At 35.6% G+C, this 16087-nt stretch carries 16 protein-coding genes and 1 other annotated feature; of the genes, 12 read left to right on the top strand and 4 right to left on the bottom strand.

From position 1 onward, the window contains the following. Positions 1 to 20 precede the first annotated feature (20 nt). Positions 21 to 986 carry an SLAP domain-containing protein gene (locus KBW87_RS08845; protein WP_083478890.1) on the top strand — a complete coding sequence of 322 codons (966 nt, stop codon included), beginning with the start codon at positions 21 to 23 and terminating at the stop codon, positions 984 to 986. A gap of 84 nt (positions 987 to 1070) precedes the next feature. Here KBW87_RS08845 and brnQ read toward each other — a convergent pair whose 3' ends face one another. After that, positions 1071 to 2432, bottom strand: a complete 1362-nt coding sequence (gene brnQ, locus KBW87_RS08840; protein ID WP_057811487.1) for a branched-chain amino acid transport system II carrier protein — start codon at positions 2430 to 2432, stop codon at positions 1071 to 1073. A gap of 58 nt (positions 2433 to 2490) precedes the next feature. After that, positions 2491 to 2734 (bottom strand) — a binding site (T-box leader). Positions 2735 to 2895: 161 nt separating this feature from the next. Here brnQ and KBW87_RS08835 point away from each other — a divergent pair. Together KBW87_RS08835 and KBW87_RS08830 are read left to right on the top strand one after the other, a co-directional pair. Next, positions 2896 to 4017 carry an acyltransferase family protein gene (locus KBW87_RS08835; RefSeq protein WP_255807332.1) on the top strand — a complete coding sequence of 374 codons (1122 nt, stop codon included), beginning with the start codon at positions 2896 to 2898 and terminating at the stop codon, positions 4015 to 4017. 54 nt (positions 4018 to 4071) lie between these two features. Continuing rightward, positions 4072 to 4509: a GTP pyrophosphokinase gene (locus KBW87_RS08830; RefSeq protein WP_304665547.1), complete on the top strand. Its 438-nt coding sequence runs from the start codon at positions 4072 to 4074 to the stop codon at positions 4507 to 4509. Between the two features lie 434 nt (positions 4510 to 4943). On the opposite strand, the gene KBW87_RS08825 is transcribed toward KBW87_RS08830, so the two are convergent. Together KBW87_RS08825 and KBW87_RS08820 are read right to left on the bottom strand one after the other, a co-directional pair. Then, positions 4944 to 5807, bottom strand: a complete 864-nt coding sequence (locus KBW87_RS08825; protein ID WP_057811491.1) for an arginase family protein — start codon at positions 5805 to 5807, stop codon at positions 4944 to 4946. Positions 5808 to 5953: 146 nt separating this feature from the next. Continuing rightward, on the bottom strand, positions 5954 to 6577 hold the full coding sequence (locus KBW87_RS08820) for an NUDIX hydrolase N-terminal domain-containing protein (RefSeq protein WP_057811493.1): 624 nt from the start codon (positions 6575 to 6577) through the stop codon (positions 5954 to 5956). Positions 6578 to 6894: 317 nt separating this feature from the next. On the opposite strand from KBW87_RS08820, the gene KBW87_RS08815 reads away from it, so the two are divergent. From KBW87_RS08815 to KBW87_RS08780, 9 genes are all read left to right on the top strand, one after another. Continuing rightward, positions 6895 to 7443: a hypothetical protein gene (locus KBW87_RS08815; RefSeq protein ID WP_236695285.1), complete on the top strand. Its 549-nt coding sequence runs from the start codon at positions 6895 to 6897 to the stop codon at positions 7441 to 7443. Positions 7444 to 7516: 73 nt separating this feature from the next. Next, on the top strand, positions 7517 to 7819 hold the full coding sequence (locus KBW87_RS09660) for an MFS transporter (RefSeq protein ID WP_338108172.1): 303 nt from the start codon (positions 7517 to 7519) through the stop codon (positions 7817 to 7819). Positions 7820 to 8289: 470 nt separating this feature from the next. Continuing rightward, positions 8290 to 8820: a hydrophobic protein gene (locus KBW87_RS08810; protein WP_236695287.1), complete on the top strand. Its 531-nt coding sequence runs from the start codon at positions 8290 to 8292 to the stop codon at positions 8818 to 8820. 180 nt (positions 8821 to 9000) lie between these two features. Beyond that, on the top strand, positions 9001 to 9411 hold the full coding sequence (locus KBW87_RS08805; RefSeq protein WP_057811495.1) for a hypothetical protein: 411 nt from the start codon (positions 9001 to 9003) through the stop codon (positions 9409 to 9411). Positions 9412 to 9575: 164 nt separating this feature from the next. Beyond that, entirely contained in the window at positions 9576 to 9857 is a 282-nt protein-coding gene (gene hbs / locus KBW87_RS08800; RefSeq protein ID WP_057811497.1) for a non-specific DNA-binding protein Hbs, read from the top strand. Positions 9858 to 10075: 218 nt separating this feature from the next. Further along, positions 10076 to 11161, top strand: a complete 1086-nt coding sequence (locus tag KBW87_RS08795) for a BMP family lipoprotein (RefSeq protein ID WP_057811500.1) — start codon at positions 10076 to 10078, stop codon at positions 11159 to 11161. A gap of 70 nt (positions 11162 to 11231) precedes the next feature. Next, positions 11232 to 12758, top strand: a complete 1527-nt coding sequence (locus tag KBW87_RS08790) for an ABC transporter ATP-binding protein (protein WP_057811503.1) — start codon at positions 11232 to 11234, stop codon at positions 12756 to 12758. Positions 12759 to 12761: 3 nt separating this feature from the next. After that, entirely contained in the window at positions 12762 to 13916 is a 1155-nt protein-coding gene (locus KBW87_RS08785) for an ABC transporter permease (protein ID WP_057811504.1), read from the top strand. Continuing rightward, on the top strand, positions 13916 to 14872 hold the full coding sequence (locus tag KBW87_RS08780) for an ABC transporter permease (RefSeq protein WP_057811506.1): 957 nt from the start codon (positions 13916 to 13918) through the stop codon (positions 14870 to 14872). Before KBW87_RS08785 ends, KBW87_RS08780 begins: the two co-directional genes overlap by 1 nt. A gap of 54 nt (positions 14873 to 14926) precedes the next feature. Here the strand turns inward: KBW87_RS08780 and KBW87_RS08775 are convergent, their stop codons facing one another. After that, positions 14927 to 16057: a serine hydrolase domain-containing protein gene (locus KBW87_RS08775; protein WP_057811508.1), complete on the bottom strand. Its 1131-nt coding sequence runs from the start codon at positions 16055 to 16057 to the stop codon at positions 14927 to 14929. Between the last annotated feature and the right edge of the window lie 30 nt (positions 16058 to 16087).

The raw sequence follows: 16087 nt of genomic DNA, 5'->3' as shown, positions 1-16087 counted from the left end.
AATAGTTAGGAGTTAATTCCATGAAAAAAAGTACTAAAGTCATTTTAGCTGCCTTGTCTTTAACTGCAGCTGGTATTACTACTACTGCCACTGCTGTACCTGCTTTTGCAGCAGATGATACCACTAACGATGTAATGGTAATCAGCACCCAAGATCAAAAGCAAACTGTTTCCCTTTCCGTTACTAAAGCAGGCACGACTACCCCATCTGAAGCTGCCCAATTTTTTGGCGACAGCGCAACAGTTACTACTAAGGATGGCAAAGTTACTGGTTTAAGCCTTCACGTTGATGGTTCTAAGTCACCAATGACTAAAGGCCAAGACATTTCAAAGATGATTGAATCTGTTACCTTGAACGGCGCTGAAGGCACAAAAGAAAACGTTGCTACTGACGGTTCAAGCTTCGATCTTGTCTTTCCAGCTTCCGCTTATAAAGAAGGTAAAGGCAGCATTGAATTCACCCTCAATGTAATGGGCCAAACAATGTCAGAAAAAGCTGACGTTACTTTAGGCAAATTATCTACTGAAGAAAATAAGGACAGCCAAACTGAAAACAAAGATAATCAAACTACTGATACCACTGATAAAACTGACGAAGAAAAGACTGACACTGATACTACTAATACCAAGGGCAGCAAGAAAGTTGTCATGGCTAATGCTTACGTTTATAACAAATCAGGCAAGCGTGTTGGCAAAAAGACTATCAAGCTCGGTGCCACCGTTAAGGTTTTAGGTACTAAGACTATCAAAGGCAAGCGTTACTACCAAATTGGTAAAAACAGCTTCATCAGAACTGTTAACATTGACGGCACTAAGCGCACTTTGAAGAAGAATGCTTACACTTACACCAAAGCCGGCAAGCGCGCAAGCAAGAAGCTTCTTAAGAAGAACACTAAGGTTGCAACTTACGGTAAAGTAATTAAGTTACATGGTAAAGATTTCTACCGGGTTTCTAAGGATACTTACGTTAGAAAAGCTAACTTTTAAGCTATAGAAAAAATTTTTTAAATGAAAAAAGGCGAGGATTCCCTCGTCTTTTTGTGTAGATGTTATTTATGGAATTTGGTGCAACTATTCCTCTACTACTGCAGAATTCTGTCTTCTCAAGAAATGAATTCCCAATCCAACAATCAATCCTATTAAGCTGAAACTTACCCAACTAAAGCCAATATCAAACATCGGCAAGTAATGTTGAGCATAAGTCAAAATTTCTTGAATAAAAGCAGTTGACCGCAATCCATCTGGCAATGCATTAATCATATCAAAAATCGCCGGAATCAACGTCAATGCAGTGGTTACTCTATAAACAATTGGATCATTTTTGAATAAAGGTGAAAGAATGCCCAAGATAACCAATGAAATTGCTAATGGATATAGAAGCATCAAAACTGGCTTTGACCAACTTATAATCATATCTAATCCCAAATTAGCAATTACGAATGAAAGGAAACAATTAATTGCTAAAAATGTTTTATAAGAAATTTTAGAAAAGCGTTGATGAAAATCTTGCGCAAATGCCACTACTAATCCCATTGCTGTTGTAATACAAGTCAAAGTAGTTAAAACAGCAATTAGTGCATCCCCTCCAATACCTAAATAACGATGGAATATTTGAGATAATGCTGTTCCCCCATTTGAACTTAATTTAAAGTCATGCAAACTTGTTGCACCTAACCAAATTAAGCAAATGTAAATCACCGCAATCCCCAAAATACCCACGAGACCACTTTTAACGGTAGTCATCGCAACTTCTTTTTCTTGTTTAAAGCCCATCTCACGAATGGCCGTAATTACTGTGATACCGAAGACCAAAGCAGCCAAACAATCCATAGTATTATAGCCTTGTAAAAAGCTATTCGTAAAAGCATTTGTCGTATATGCACTGGTCACCGGAGCAGTTTTCGCAGCTCCCATTGGATTTAAGAAAGCCAAGAAGAAAATCAAAAATAAGAGAACAAGGAATATCGGATTCAAGATTTTCCCAATTAAATCAGTAACCTTAGCTTCTGTCGCTGACAAACCATATACAATCCCAAAAAATATTGCTGAAAAGATGACTAGACCTACTTTATCTAAATTTGCTGGTAAAAATGGTGCAATTCCAATTGTATAGGGCACAGTTGCTGTTCTAGGAGTTGCTAGAAGCGGTCCAAGAGTAATATGAATTAACACTAGAAAAACGAGAGCATACTTTGATCCAACAGGTTTAGCCAAATCAAAAACACCTTGTGAATGGGTAATACTAATCGCTATCAACGCCATTAACGGTAAAAGCACACTCGAAATTAAAAAGCCATTACTCGCTGCGAGCCAATTTTTACCCGCTAATTGACCGAGATGTACTGGAAAAATCAAATTCCCAGCCCCAAATAACATTCCAAAAATCAATGATGCAATAACTAATGTTTGTCGAAACGATTTCGATTTTTTCATTATTTCTATCCCTTCCCGTTTTTTCACCATGAAAAAAGGCATCCCTTAAGCGAATTGCCTAAAGGACGCCCTTTGCGTGATACCACCTTTTATTTACATTATTATCACTAATAATGCCTTACGCGTACGTGAAAACTCAGATACGCTGGTGCAGTAACGGGCACTCCCGTCTAAAACTTCCTCCTGGTCGCCTTAGTCACTCATAGATTACTTTCACCTACACAAATTTAAACCTGCTTTCACTACGCCAGGCTCGCTGAATTAAACTAGCTGCAAGCTACTCTTCTACTCATAGTGTGTGAAATTATTGTTGTTAATAAATATACAGGATCGTAGTAAGTGCGTCAACTAAAACTTGAAAGTCCTTCTATCTTATATTCTTTTTATTATACCTGATCTGTTTTTATTTTCCTTATTGAAAGCGTGTTACAATTTTCTTCAGAAAAACACTTTGGAGGATTATATGGAAAAATATAACTATTCTAGTTTCAAAATTGCCGATATTGGTGATTATCTAAAAGTTTTTGCCTGCACAGCTGTAATGTCCCAACCCATCATGGCAATGATCATGACGCCTAAAGAACCCAATCCAATTCAAGATATATTTGGACTTTTATATAATTTGGTCAAATACACTGCCCCAGCTTTTATCTTTGGCATCCTCTACACAACTATTCGAATCCATGACCTAAAATGCACATTCAATCCTAAACTTTACTATCAAAGTAGCTGGAAGAATCTCTTTGTACCAACTATTTGGTGGACCTTGATTTATTTATTAATTATGCCGAATTTGCAACAAGTAAATCATTACTATAATTTCACGTCGTTCTGCTGGCAATTCATTAATGGTAATGCCGCTCCCCATCTTTGGTACAACACAATGATGCTCCAATTCATTATTTTAATGCCACTCTTTTGGCAGCTAAGTCAAGCCATGACTAGCCCTAAGCGCGGAATTAAGGTAGCAATTTTCACTTTTATTATCTATTTTGGCTGGCTTTTATTTTATGATTATTATGTCTTTCACGGAATTCACGCTAAAGATTGGTATTTATTAGATCGCATCTTTATTTCATTCTTCATATATGGTGTATACGGGATGCTCGCTTGGAAATTTCACACATATGTAAATTCATTTTTTACAAAATTTTGCAGTGTTTTTGCACTGCTATTTGCGAGTTGCTTTATCTGGACAAATCTCGAATTTCAATCTTTTGGCCATCCTGTTAATTTTAATAATGCTCCTTATTATAAACCATCTATGACTTTTTATTGTTTAGCAGTTATTGCCTTAATTAGCGCTTTTTGCCTCTTTCAAGTAAAAAACCACAAAATCAAAGAATTACATATCTTTCATTTCTTAGCGACATACGCTTATCGCGCTTATTTATCAAATGTATTTTGGAGCGAATTACTTTGGCAAATTCTCCATTTACAATCAACTGCTTATATCCATCCCTTTCTCACATTAATTTTCCTATGGTCCAGTACATGGATACTATCCTTTGCTTCAGCTTACTTAATCCATCAAATTTGGACTAAAACTAAAAGCATACTTTTTAGAAAAATTTCTTTTACTTAACACTTTTTTCTAATTCTTCCTTTTATAATTAAATACCATAGAAAAGGGTGATTAATGTTGAATATTTACGGAGATTTCGAACCTACACTACACGAAATACTAGATGACTTAATGACAGGGATCAATGACTTAAATTCTGATTATCAAAATCAGCATCATGAAAGTCTATTTGAACACTTAAATGGTCGAATTAAATCGCAAGATAGTATGAAGCAAAAGTGTCAAAAGAAAAATTTACCCTTGACGCCTTATTCTGCCTTAAGAGAAAATCGCGATAGTATCGGCATTCGAATTGTCTGCAATTTTATCGATGACATTTATACTTGTATCAACTCGCTAAAACAGATGTCAGACATTCAAATAATTAAGAAAAAAGACTACATTACTAATGCTAAAGCAAATGGCTATCGCTCCTACCATCTAATTTTAGCTAAGACAGTAGAAAAACTAGATGTTGATGGTACATTGGTCTTTCTATGGCGCGTGACTTAGTACATACTTTTAAAGGAAAAATCAAGGTCGAGTATCATGGGGATATGATCTCGTTCATTATTAACTTAAAAACACTGAAATAGTAAAAAACATTCATGCATCGTGTCATGAATGTTTTTTCTGTTTTTATCTCAAAATTTTACAATTAGTCATTGCTATTATCTTGTAATTTTTGTGCTTTCTTTACTAATCTCTCATTTTCTTTTTTAGCTTTTAATAAGCGCTCATGATAATAGAACCAAAAACTAATTAAAATGACTAATATAATTAATGAAACAATCTCTAGAGTATTCATTTTTATTATTATGATTTAAGGTATGGCAAGCTCAAAAACTATAATCATGAAATTGATTATCCCTTAAACTATAACTGATCTCCTTTTCAGTAATCTCACTTAAATTATAAGACGTTCACAAACTAAAAGAAATCAATTGTTAAAAAATACTCGTCATTTTCATCAAATCTAGCATCTGTTTCGCACTCCATGGAAGGTATTCCGCAATAGTAAAACCAGCCAAATCAAACTCGTTGCTAAGGTCACCAATATAGCGCCATATAGCTTCTCGTTCAATTTTTCCTTTAGCCGCATTTTCTGGAATTTTCTTTAGCTCTGGATTATTGAAATAAGTTGCATAAAAGACTGATGGGCTAGGATCCATCACGTCAACATCTAAGTGAATATAAAGATATTCGAAATTGTTCTTTTTAATCCATTTTCTGACTTCAGCCGGATCCAATTCATGAGACTCTTCGATTTTGTACTCTACGCCAGCTTGACTCAAGAGATCCTTTTCGGCTGGTGTTACTTCTTGCAAGCCTGCATAGTAAATTTGATTAGGCTTTAAAGGATGATCCACTTCTTTTTGAATGACCGAATCACCGCAATGAAGCAAATTTCCCACCACCATCGCATGTTCATTGTAATAAACATCGGGTGTTGAAATGTCTGGATGCGCATCAATCCAAATTACACCCATCTTTTCGCCATAAATTCCATTCAGATAGCTAATCGGTTGTTGCGAAACCAAACAATTTCCGCCAAAAGTAATAATGCTGTCAGGCTTTTCTTTTAAAATAACCTCTTTAGTATTTTGAAGATTTTTCAAAATTGCGGATTGTCCCTTAACCCCATTTTCCATTTTTTGAGGTTTAGTGCTATGGACTGTTTTTACTGTAATCGTCTTTTGATTTTTATTTTCAGGGGCAATAGCTTTTAATACTTTAGCCCCCAATTCATAAACAGGGTTATCTCCTGCTTGCCAATCTGGAATTACAAGTCGAATAGTTTTTTCTAACATAATATTTCACTCCTTTTATCTTCATTATAAAAATTGACATAAGTTAGCAGTCAAGAAAAACACCTTCCTACTCTTTATCCAACTTTTTTACAACTTTAGCAGGATTTCCAGCCACCATGACATTATCTAGTACACCCCTTTTACATTTATTCAAACTTAGTTTTCCAATTAGGACCTTTAGCTGCTGCCAAACACATCGCAATTTGCTCTTTAGTATTTCTGTCAATTGACAACTTCGGTAAATTATCTAAACTAAAGTAATCACAAGCATCAGTTTCATCATTAGGTACAAATTCCCCACCTAGTTCCTCACACAAAAAGAACAATTTCGTAACGTTTGTCGCCAAAATAGGTTTATTGTGATGATTTCGATCTTGAACAGCAATCAATTTTATCGGCTTGACAATTCGGCCAGATTCTTCTCGAGCTTCTTTAACGCAATTCTGGGCTACAGTTTGATCATAGTCATTCCAACCCCCGGGAAGTGACCATTCCTGGGCCATTTTTTCGCGAACAAGCAAAATTTTGTCATCTTTTACAATTACTGCGCGCGTTTCAATTTTTGGAGTTTGATATCCTTCATCCCCTAAAAACAGAGTCTCTATTTGCTCTTGCGGAAGACCAGTTTTGGCTTGCATCATTTCGCCGGCGATTCTCCTTACTTCTTCATAACGCTCACGATCAAAAACATCTTTGCCATAATGCAAGCCAGCTTGGGCAATACTTTGCAAATCTTGTGCCCATTTTGTAAATTGATTAATTTTTCCCATATTAAAACTCCTTATCTAAAAGAGGTAACAATGAATAATCTTAATATTGAACTCATCAAAATCTTTATCGCTGTCAGTCAGTTCCATAGTTTTAGTCGTGCAGGTAATTATCTTTACCTGGATCCTTCTACCGTTAGTAAAAAATTCGTCAATTAGAGAAAATCTTCCATCAACAATTTTTTACTCGCAACAGCCAAGGTGTCGAGCTTACAACAGCTGGTCTTAACTTAAAAAATAAATCTCAGTACCTTCTGGATGACCTAAAAAGTCTCAGCCTTACTCCTCAAATCAACTGGGAACTGCTACGCATCGGCATCTTGGACAATATTGCTGCCTATCACTATTCTAACTTTATCGCTCAACATCTCAATGATATCAAACACCTCCAAATTTCTGTTAAAGGGATTGATTTAGTTAAGTATTTCAACGACGGTCAGCTTGACACCATCATCATTAACGAGGAAAACCAATCAGATATTGAGGGCGAATTTTTGGAAAACAAACTATTTCAAGAAGGATTTGCCTTAGTTTCTAGCCAGTCTGCTCTTCCTTCAGCCTTTTCTTTAAAACAAATTACTTCTTCCAAATTGTTAATTGCGTCGCGTTATTGTCCCGTCAGCCAGCAATTACTTAATATCTTTGATTTTTCTGACGATCTTAAGCAAATTGGTCACACTAACACCCTTTTAGAAGTAATTGCTAATTCTGATTATCAGACGATGTTACCCTTGCAAATGGCAAAAATACTTACAACTAATGATCATCGCTTTCAAGCAAGTGAATTAATTGATTTTCCACCACGTACTATCAGCCTATTTTCTTGTACTGAAGATGTCCAGAATTTCTTACTTTCTCATCTTGGATGATCTGCCATACCTCCTTTGGCTGAAATAGCACTTCTCTACTCAATTTCCAAATAAAGACTATAATTACGTTCGGATCCTCCTATCCCTTCCTAAACTCTTTAAAAAGTATCGCTATCTTCGCGGTTCAGCTTTAAACGCTTTCTGCATGTTCGGAATTGTCAAACTGTTTTGGTCAACGCTGGCTTTTCTTTTAGATAAATATTTCAATTATGATAGCGCTGTAGCTGGAAGTATGGGACTACTAGGAATCGTATCGATTTTTGCTGCTCCCTTTATTGGGAAAATGGTCGATCGCTATTCTCCTAAGACTAACATTCTTATTAGTTGGTGGTTTGGAGTAATCGTCTATATCATATTTAGTATTTTTACTCATTGAATCTATTTATTGATGGTTGGAATTATCCTTCTAGATTTGAGCACTCAATTCAGTCAAGTTACTAATCAAGCAATTATTCAATCACTGAGTCGGAATTCTAACAGCCGGAACAATTCAATTTTTATGTTTTCCTATTTTTTAGGTGGTTCTTTAGGAACCCTGATTGGAATTAATGCTTGAAGTTACTTTGGCTAGATTGGGGTAATTATTAGTGCCGTCATCTTCTTGACGATCGCGCTTCTTAATTACCTCTTCGTAGGTGCGCCTGAAAAATTAAAGTAGCTATAATTAATAACAAGCTAAATTGCCAGATAATGGAGAAAATGGAATAATAAGAAAAAAGAAATGTTTTATGGATCTCTTTTACATTTGCTCTGGAGGACATTATGTAGCTAATAATTTTACTAATCCTACTTTTACGTCCCTTTATTAAAGGAACGTTTGAATACGAAAAGATTACTCGTAAAGAAATGGTAATTTTGCCAATCTATTCTTTCATTATGATGATTGTTTCCATCAATACCCACATGAATTGGCAAGATATTTTATTAACGCTGCTTTTATTCGCACTTGGCCTCTTTATTGGTTGGCTTCAAGCGCGCGGGGTAAATATTAAAGATGACGGAAAGAGCGATAAATATGGGCGCCCTATTATCAAAATCAGACGCAATTGGACTTATTTAGTGGGTTGGATCTTTATCTTTGCTCTTAATATTGGGATGCAAATTTATTTTGGCAAGCATCTTGATGTTGAAGACCTATCTTCTGATTTGGTAATTGATTTATTAAAGGATGCTTCTAGTGTCTTCTTCATTTTCTGGCATTCAGAATGGTTTGTGTGGGTATTGACAGTTGCTTCTACCTTAGGATATAGAATAAGTATTATAAGAAAAGATCCTCGTATCCAAGAAGCCGTCCAAATTAAAGAAAAGCGCAAACAGGTTATCACACAAAAGAAAATGAATAAAATGGCCAAGCAAATCAGCGAAAAAGATAAATAATATCTATAAAATTAAGTGAAAATTTCAAACTTTTTCTAACCTTAAAACACCTAAAGCTCTAGACTTTCACAAAAATATGTTAATTCTGTTATCAGAATATTAAAGTATGATTACGTTCTTTATTTTTAGATTTGTATATGACAAAATAGTAAGTAACAACCTTTGAAAGGATATATTTTGATGCAAATTATCACAAGAATAATTAATGTAACACTCAATTCAGATTTAGTTTTTGCTGTAAAAAAGCGTTTAGCTAAAATTGGACTAAGCCAAGGAACTTTTATTAATGGATTCGTACATTTTCTGGCAAACAATCGTTTCTTACCCTTTAAGAAGATGACACGAAAAGAAGAAGAAACCGCACAAAAGATTGCAACATTGAATGCTCTTGAAGAAAATGTATGTGAATATGACAAAAAGAAAAAAATTCAAAAATCTGTTAATAATTCCGCATATATTGCTGCCAAACAAGTTTTGCAAACTTGTCATTTGACAATGTCACGAGCAATTAGAATGCTATATGAAAAATTTGTTTTATCTGGCGAAATGCCATATCAATTCATAATATCAACTCCAGATCCCGTATATTGATCAAACTCCCCTTTAAAAAAGGGGAGTTTTTTAATAATCCGTATTATTTATTACTTTTTTGGCTCAACCTTATTCTACGTAGCGCTCAACTGTGTTAGAATAGTGTAGCTATGGAAAAACGTAATTGTTTTTCCAAAATTGTCAATCAGAAAGAGGTATTTTAAATGGCAACTATTAACAAAGCTGAATTGATTAAAGAAGTAGCTGATTCTACAGATTTGAATAAGACTCAATCTGACCAAGCTATTGATGCTGTATTTTCAGCTATCCAAAACGCACTTGCAAAGGGCGAAAAGGTTCAACTTATTGGCTTCGGTTCTTTTGAAGTTAGAAACCGTGCTGCTCGTAAGGGCCGTAACCCACAAACTGGTGCAGAAATTGATATTCCTGCAACTAAGATTCCTGCCTTTAAGCCAGGTAAGGGCTTAAAGGAAGCTGTTAAGTAATTTTTATTACAGAATAGTTCACACGACTTTCATCATGAAGGTCGTGTTTTTTTGTATTCAAAATAGTGAACATTCGTCTTTTGTTCTAACTAAATAGTATGCTTTTTGCTGTTATTTTTGCAAATATTAGCTAAATATAATATTTTTATTTGACTAAATACGTACATATTGATATTATAATACACAAATCGTTCGTATTATTTGATGGAGGAAAAACGATGAACACAAAGTTCAAAAAGATTTTATCATTCGGTGCAATCTTGGCATCTGTTGGAATTGCTCTTTCAGCTTGTTCAGGTAAAAAACAAGATACTGGCGGTAGTAAAAGTAGTAAACATAGCATTGCCTTAATTACCGACTCTAACGGTGTTGATGACCATTCATTCAATCAAGCTGCTTGGGAAGGTTTTAAAGCTTATGGCAAAGAACACGATCTCAAGCAAGGAAAAGGTGGTTATCAATACTTCCAATCCAGTGGTGCTGCTGATTATACTCCTAACTTTAATCAAGCTGCGAGTGCTGGTTATCAAACCATTTTTGGGGTGGGATATATGCTGGCTGATCCTGTTAAAGCAGCAGCTAAAAAGAACCCTAAGAAAAACTTTGTAATTATCGATAGTGTTGTAAATGGTCAAAAGAATGTGGCATCCGCAACTTTTGAAAGTAATCAAGCTTCCTATCTTGGTGGATTAGCTGCAGCCTACACTACAAAAACAAATAAAGTAGGGTTTATTGGAGGTGCCAAATCTCAAATTATCGATTTATTTGAAGCTGGATTTAAGCAAGGTGTGGCTGCGGGCGCTAAAGCTCTCCACAAAAAGATCACAGTTCAAACCCAATACATCGGTAATTTCACTTCAACTGATAAAGCAAAATCAATTGCTCAATCGATGTACGCTGATAAGGCTGACGTAATTTATCAAGCAGCTGGTAATGCTGGAAACGGTGTCTTCCAAGAAGCTAAGGACTATAACCAAACTCGTCCTGTAAAAGATAAGGTTTGGGTAATTGGAGTTGATGTAGATCAATCAAATCTCGGTAACTATACTGCTAAAGGTGGTCAAAAATCCAACTTCACTTTAACCTCTGTATTAAAGGGCTTAAACGTTGCTACTAAGAGTATTGCTAATGATGCTTACAAGGGTAAATTCCCAGGTGGTAAGCATTTAGTTTACAGCTTAAAAGGAAACGGTGTTTCAATCACCAAAGGTAACCTAGATGCTAAAGCTTGGACAGCAATTCAAAAAGCTCGTACTCAAATTATTAATGGCAAGATCAAGGTTGCTACCTCACCTTCAAAGTAAGTAATTTTAACGAGAAAAACTCTTCGCTTTGAGTCGGAGAGTTTTTTTATAAACATAGAAAGGCTAAATTATGGACGAACAACAAAATGTCATCGAAATGGCCAATATTGTTAAAGACTTTAATGGTTTTAAAGCTAACAATGGTATTAATCTTGAACTTAAAAAAGGTGAAATTCTAGCACTTTTAGGAGAAAATGGTGCTGGAAAATCCACCTTAATGAGTATTTTATCTGGCCTTCTTGAACCAACAAGCGGAGAAATTTTAGTTAGAGGTAAAAAAGTAAACATCAAAAATCCAACTGTCGCTAAGAATTTAGGAATTGGGATGGTTCACCAACATTTTATGCTTGCCCACTCTTTTACAGTCCTAGAAAATATTATCCTTGGTCATGAAACTACCAATGGACCCCTGCTTAATTTAAAAAAAGCACGCGAAGAAGTACTTGCCCTTTCTAAAAAGTATGGTTTAAGGGTTAATCCAGATGCCAAAATCTCAGACATCACTATTGCTCAGCAACAAAAAGTAGAAATCTTAAAAGTCCTTTATCGTGGTGCTAATATTTTGATTTTTGACGAGCCCACTGCGGTTTTAACTCCTCAAGAAATCACTGAATTTATTCAAATCCTTAAAGGTCTCGCCAAAGAAGGAAAATCTATTATTTTAATTACACATAAGCTAGAAGAAATTAAAGCTGTTGCTGACAGAGTAATTGTTATTCGCGCTGGAAAAAGTGTAGGCTACTTTAAAGTTGCGAATGTCAGCGATGAAAAACTAGCTGAATTAATGGTGGGCCGCCATGTTGAAATGACTCTCCATAAACAACCTGTTCAGCTTGGACCTGAAATATTACAAGTTAAAGATCTAAAAGTTAAAGAAAATCGTGGGAATTTGGCCGTCAAAGGATTGTCCTTTGATATTCATGGTGGAGAAATTGTAGGAATTGCAGGAATCGATGGGAATGGTCAAGACGAACTAGTTGAAGCTTTAACTGGTTTGCGCCATGTAGAAAGTGGTCAAGTAAAAATCAAAAGTAAGGACATGACTAATCGATCACCTCGCACAATTACGCAGCTCGGTGTATCTAGTATTCCTGCCGATCGTCAAAAATATGGCCTCATTCTTCAATTGCCTATCGCTGAAAATTTAGTTCTAAAGAATTACTACCATTCTCCATTTTCTAAGCATGGAATTATTAACTTTGATAAGATTCATCAACATGCTAAAAAATTAATCAAACAGTTTGATATTCGTACCACCAATGAAAATTTAGCAGCAGGTGAACTTTCGGGCGGTAATCAACAAAAAGTAATCATTGCTCGAGAGTTAAATCTTAACAGTGATCTAATTATTGCTTTTCAGCCTACACGAGGACTGGACGTTGGTGCGATTGAATATATTCACAAACAGCTTCTCCATGAACGTGACAATGGTAAAGCAATTCTCCTAGTTTCTTATGAATTAGATGAAATTATGCAACTCTCAGACAGAATTTTAGTTTTACACGATGGACAATTAGCTGGAAAAGTTAAACCTGAAACCACCAATGAAACTGAACTTGGCTTGCTCATGACTGGGGTTAAAAAAGAAAGGGCGTAAAAAATGATTCGTGTAAGTGAAAAAACTAAAAAAATTTTAGTACCGATCACTTCAGTTATTGCCGGTTTTTTGGTCGGTGCGATCATTATGATGATCTGGAGTTATAATCCTATTCAAGCTTATAGCTCTATGTTCGAAAGTGCTTTGGGAAATATGAATGGAATTGGTGAAACGATTAGAGAAGCCACTCCGCTAATTTTTACTGCGATTGGTTTTTCAATTGCTTCAACTGCTGGCTTCTTCAACATTGGGTTGCCGGGACAAGCTCAAGCTGGCTGGCTGACTTCTATCTGGATAGTGCTAGCAAATCCTCACCTGCCAAAAATAATTCTTCTTCCTTTAGCAATTATTGCTGGTGCATTTGCTGGTGCGGTTATTGCTGGAATTGCCGGATATTTAAGAGCTTATTTTGGTACTAATGAAGTAATTACTACCATTATGCTTAACTATATTGTGCTTTACTCATGCCAATATTTAATGCAACAAATCATGCCCCAAAGTTTTCGGATTGATACCGATACTACTAAAACTATTTCCGAAAACGGAAGCCTACATATTAATTGGCTCAGTGAACTTTTTGGAAGTTCTAGAATTAATGGCGGTATCTTCTTAGCCCTAATTGCTTTAGTCAGTTTCTGGTTTTTAATGAAAAAAACCACTTTAGGATTTGAAATTAAAGCTGTTGGTCTTAATCCATTTGCAAGTCGTTATGCCGGAATGTCCACTAAGAAGAATATTATTACTTCGATGCTGTTATCTGGTGCATTTGCCGGAATGGGCGGTGTTGTTCAAGGTCTGGGAACTTATCAAAATTACTTTACTCAAACCACTAGTGTAGATATTGGTTGGGATGGTTTATCAGTATCTTTACTTGGAAGCGGAACTGCCTGGGGAATTTTGATCGCAGCTCTCCTTTTCTCCATTTTAAAAATTGGTGGTCTTGGAATGCAAACAGCTGCTGGAATTCCTTACGAAATCGTTTCAATTGTAATTGCCGCTATTATCTTCTTTGTCGCAATTAATTATGTTGTGGGACTTTTATTTAAAGTAAAGAAAAGTTCTGAAAGTCATCCTCTTAAAAAAGGTGAAGAAATCGGTCCTAACAATGCTGTCGATGGTCCTGACATTAAGATTCCTAGAAGTGAGGTAGAAAATTAATGGATTTAACTACAATTTTAGCTTTAATTATTTCATCAACTCTCGTCTATTCAGCTCCTTTAATTTTTACATCTTTGGGTGGAGTTTATAGCGAAAATTCAGGAATTGTTAATATTGGGCTTGAAGGTATCATGACGATGGGAGCTTTTAGCGCAATCGTATTTAATTTAACTTTCGCTTCCACTTTCGGAAAAGCAACCCCTTGGCTGGGCGCTTTAGTTGGGGGAATTGTTGGCCTAGTATTCTCACTTTTACATGCTGTGGCTACTATTAATTTTCATGCCGATCATATTATCAGTGGAACTGTATTGAATTTAATGGCTCCTCCTTTAGCTGTATTTTTAGTGAAAGCTATCTATGAAAAAGGTCAAACTGAAAATATTACTGCCAACTTTGGTTACTTTTCTTTCCCTGGATTGGCTAATATTCCTATTGTTGGTAACATATTTTTTAAAAACACCTCTCTCCCAGCATACGTTGCGATTGTCTTAGCTATTCTTTTATCTTTTATCCTTTATAAAACGCGCTTTGGGCTACGCTTACGTTCAGCTGGTGAAAATCCTCAGGCAGCAGACACCATGGGTGTAAATGTTTATAAAATGCGCTATGCTGGCGTACTAATTTCCGGATTCTTAGGAGGAATTGGAGGCGCTGTATTCGCTGAAGCCATCTCTGGCAACTTTTCTGTTTCAACTATTGTTGGTCAAGGATTTATGGCTTTAGCTGCAGTAATTTTTGGTAAATGGAATCCAATTGGTGCCATGCTTTCTTCATTATTCTTTGGCTTTGCTCAAAGTTTAAGTATTATCGGCAATCAATTACCGGTCATTTCTAAAATTCCAGCTGTTTACATGCAAATCGCTCCATATGTAATTACCATTATTGTTCTTGTAGCTTTCTTAGGAAAGTCTGTCGCACCTGCGGCTGATGGTATTAACTATATTAAAGCTAAGTAAATTTCACCTATACAAAAAGACGAGTTCTACACTCGCCTTTTTTGTCTATCATTTTTATTTTTCTGTAAAGGTATTAGCTTTAATATGATTTAAAATTTGGTAACCAATAGCTTTATTCTGATCCTCATTATTTTGAGTTTGATTTAAAAACATAATCAAGCCATTTTGATTATCAGTTGTCATTTGGAACCAATTTCCAAAATGAGTCCCATATAAGTTACCATAGGCCATCTTCAAATTATCATTATTTTTCAGGTAAACCCCACCGGAATAGGAAGTTACTCGTGATTGAAGATGGGTTAAATAATTAAACTGGTCCTTCGTTAGGATTCTACCATCAGTTAAAGCAACCTGAATACGGTAATAATCCATTGGTGTAGAGAACAAGTTACCCGCACCCGGGAGTTGAGAAGCAAGAGAACGCTTCACATATTGAGCATTTTGGTAATTCTTATTTCTCCAAGTATAAGAAATTGCATCGGTTTTACTTTTTGGGATATCAGGATAAAAGAAAGTTCTCTTCAATCCTAATTTATTAATAATTCGGCTTTTAACATTAGCTTCATAAGATTGATTAGTTACTTGACGAATAATACCAGCTAGTAAAATATAGTTAGTATTATTGTAATAAAAGTTACCAGGATTTCCTTCTCGAAGTTGATTTACCCGGTTAATTACCCAATTAATCGCATCCCCTTCAGAATAATTAATCCCTTGATTCACTTCAGTTCCTGTAGCTAACAGCCCTGAAGTATGAGTAAGCAAATTACCAACCGTAATTTTATCTGCATTCTTTAAATTTGGATACCAACGAGAAATCTTGGTGTCTTGATTAAATTTCCCCTCAGAAATAAGTTGAGTAATAATCGCCCCAGTAATTACCTTTTGAAGAGAACACACAGGATAGACTACTTTAGTATTACCTGCGCCTAATCGGCGTCCATAATAGCCATATCCATAACTAATTTGTTGAGCATGTCCATCTTTAATTACTACTACAGTCCCTCGCACCTTATTTTGAGCTAAAGTGTTTCTGACAAAACTACGCATCTCATTTGTATCATAAGGTGCACTTGCAGCGAAAACTTGATTACTTGTTTGATTAGCAACCACAGGCGCACCCACTCCTAAAGCGAGTGCAGCAATTGCAATTTTTATGATTTTATGATTTTGTTTAGAACTCATTACCTTATAAATTCCTCTATCTTTACTTGA

Source organism: Lactobacillus intestinalis (genome assembly GCF_024397795.1).
Taxonomy (GTDB): domain Bacteria; phylum Bacillota; class Bacilli; order Lactobacillales; family Lactobacillaceae; genus Lactobacillus; species Lactobacillus intestinalis.
Note: the sequence above shows the minus strand (reverse complement) of the source record. Positions and strands in the feature narration are given on the sequence as shown.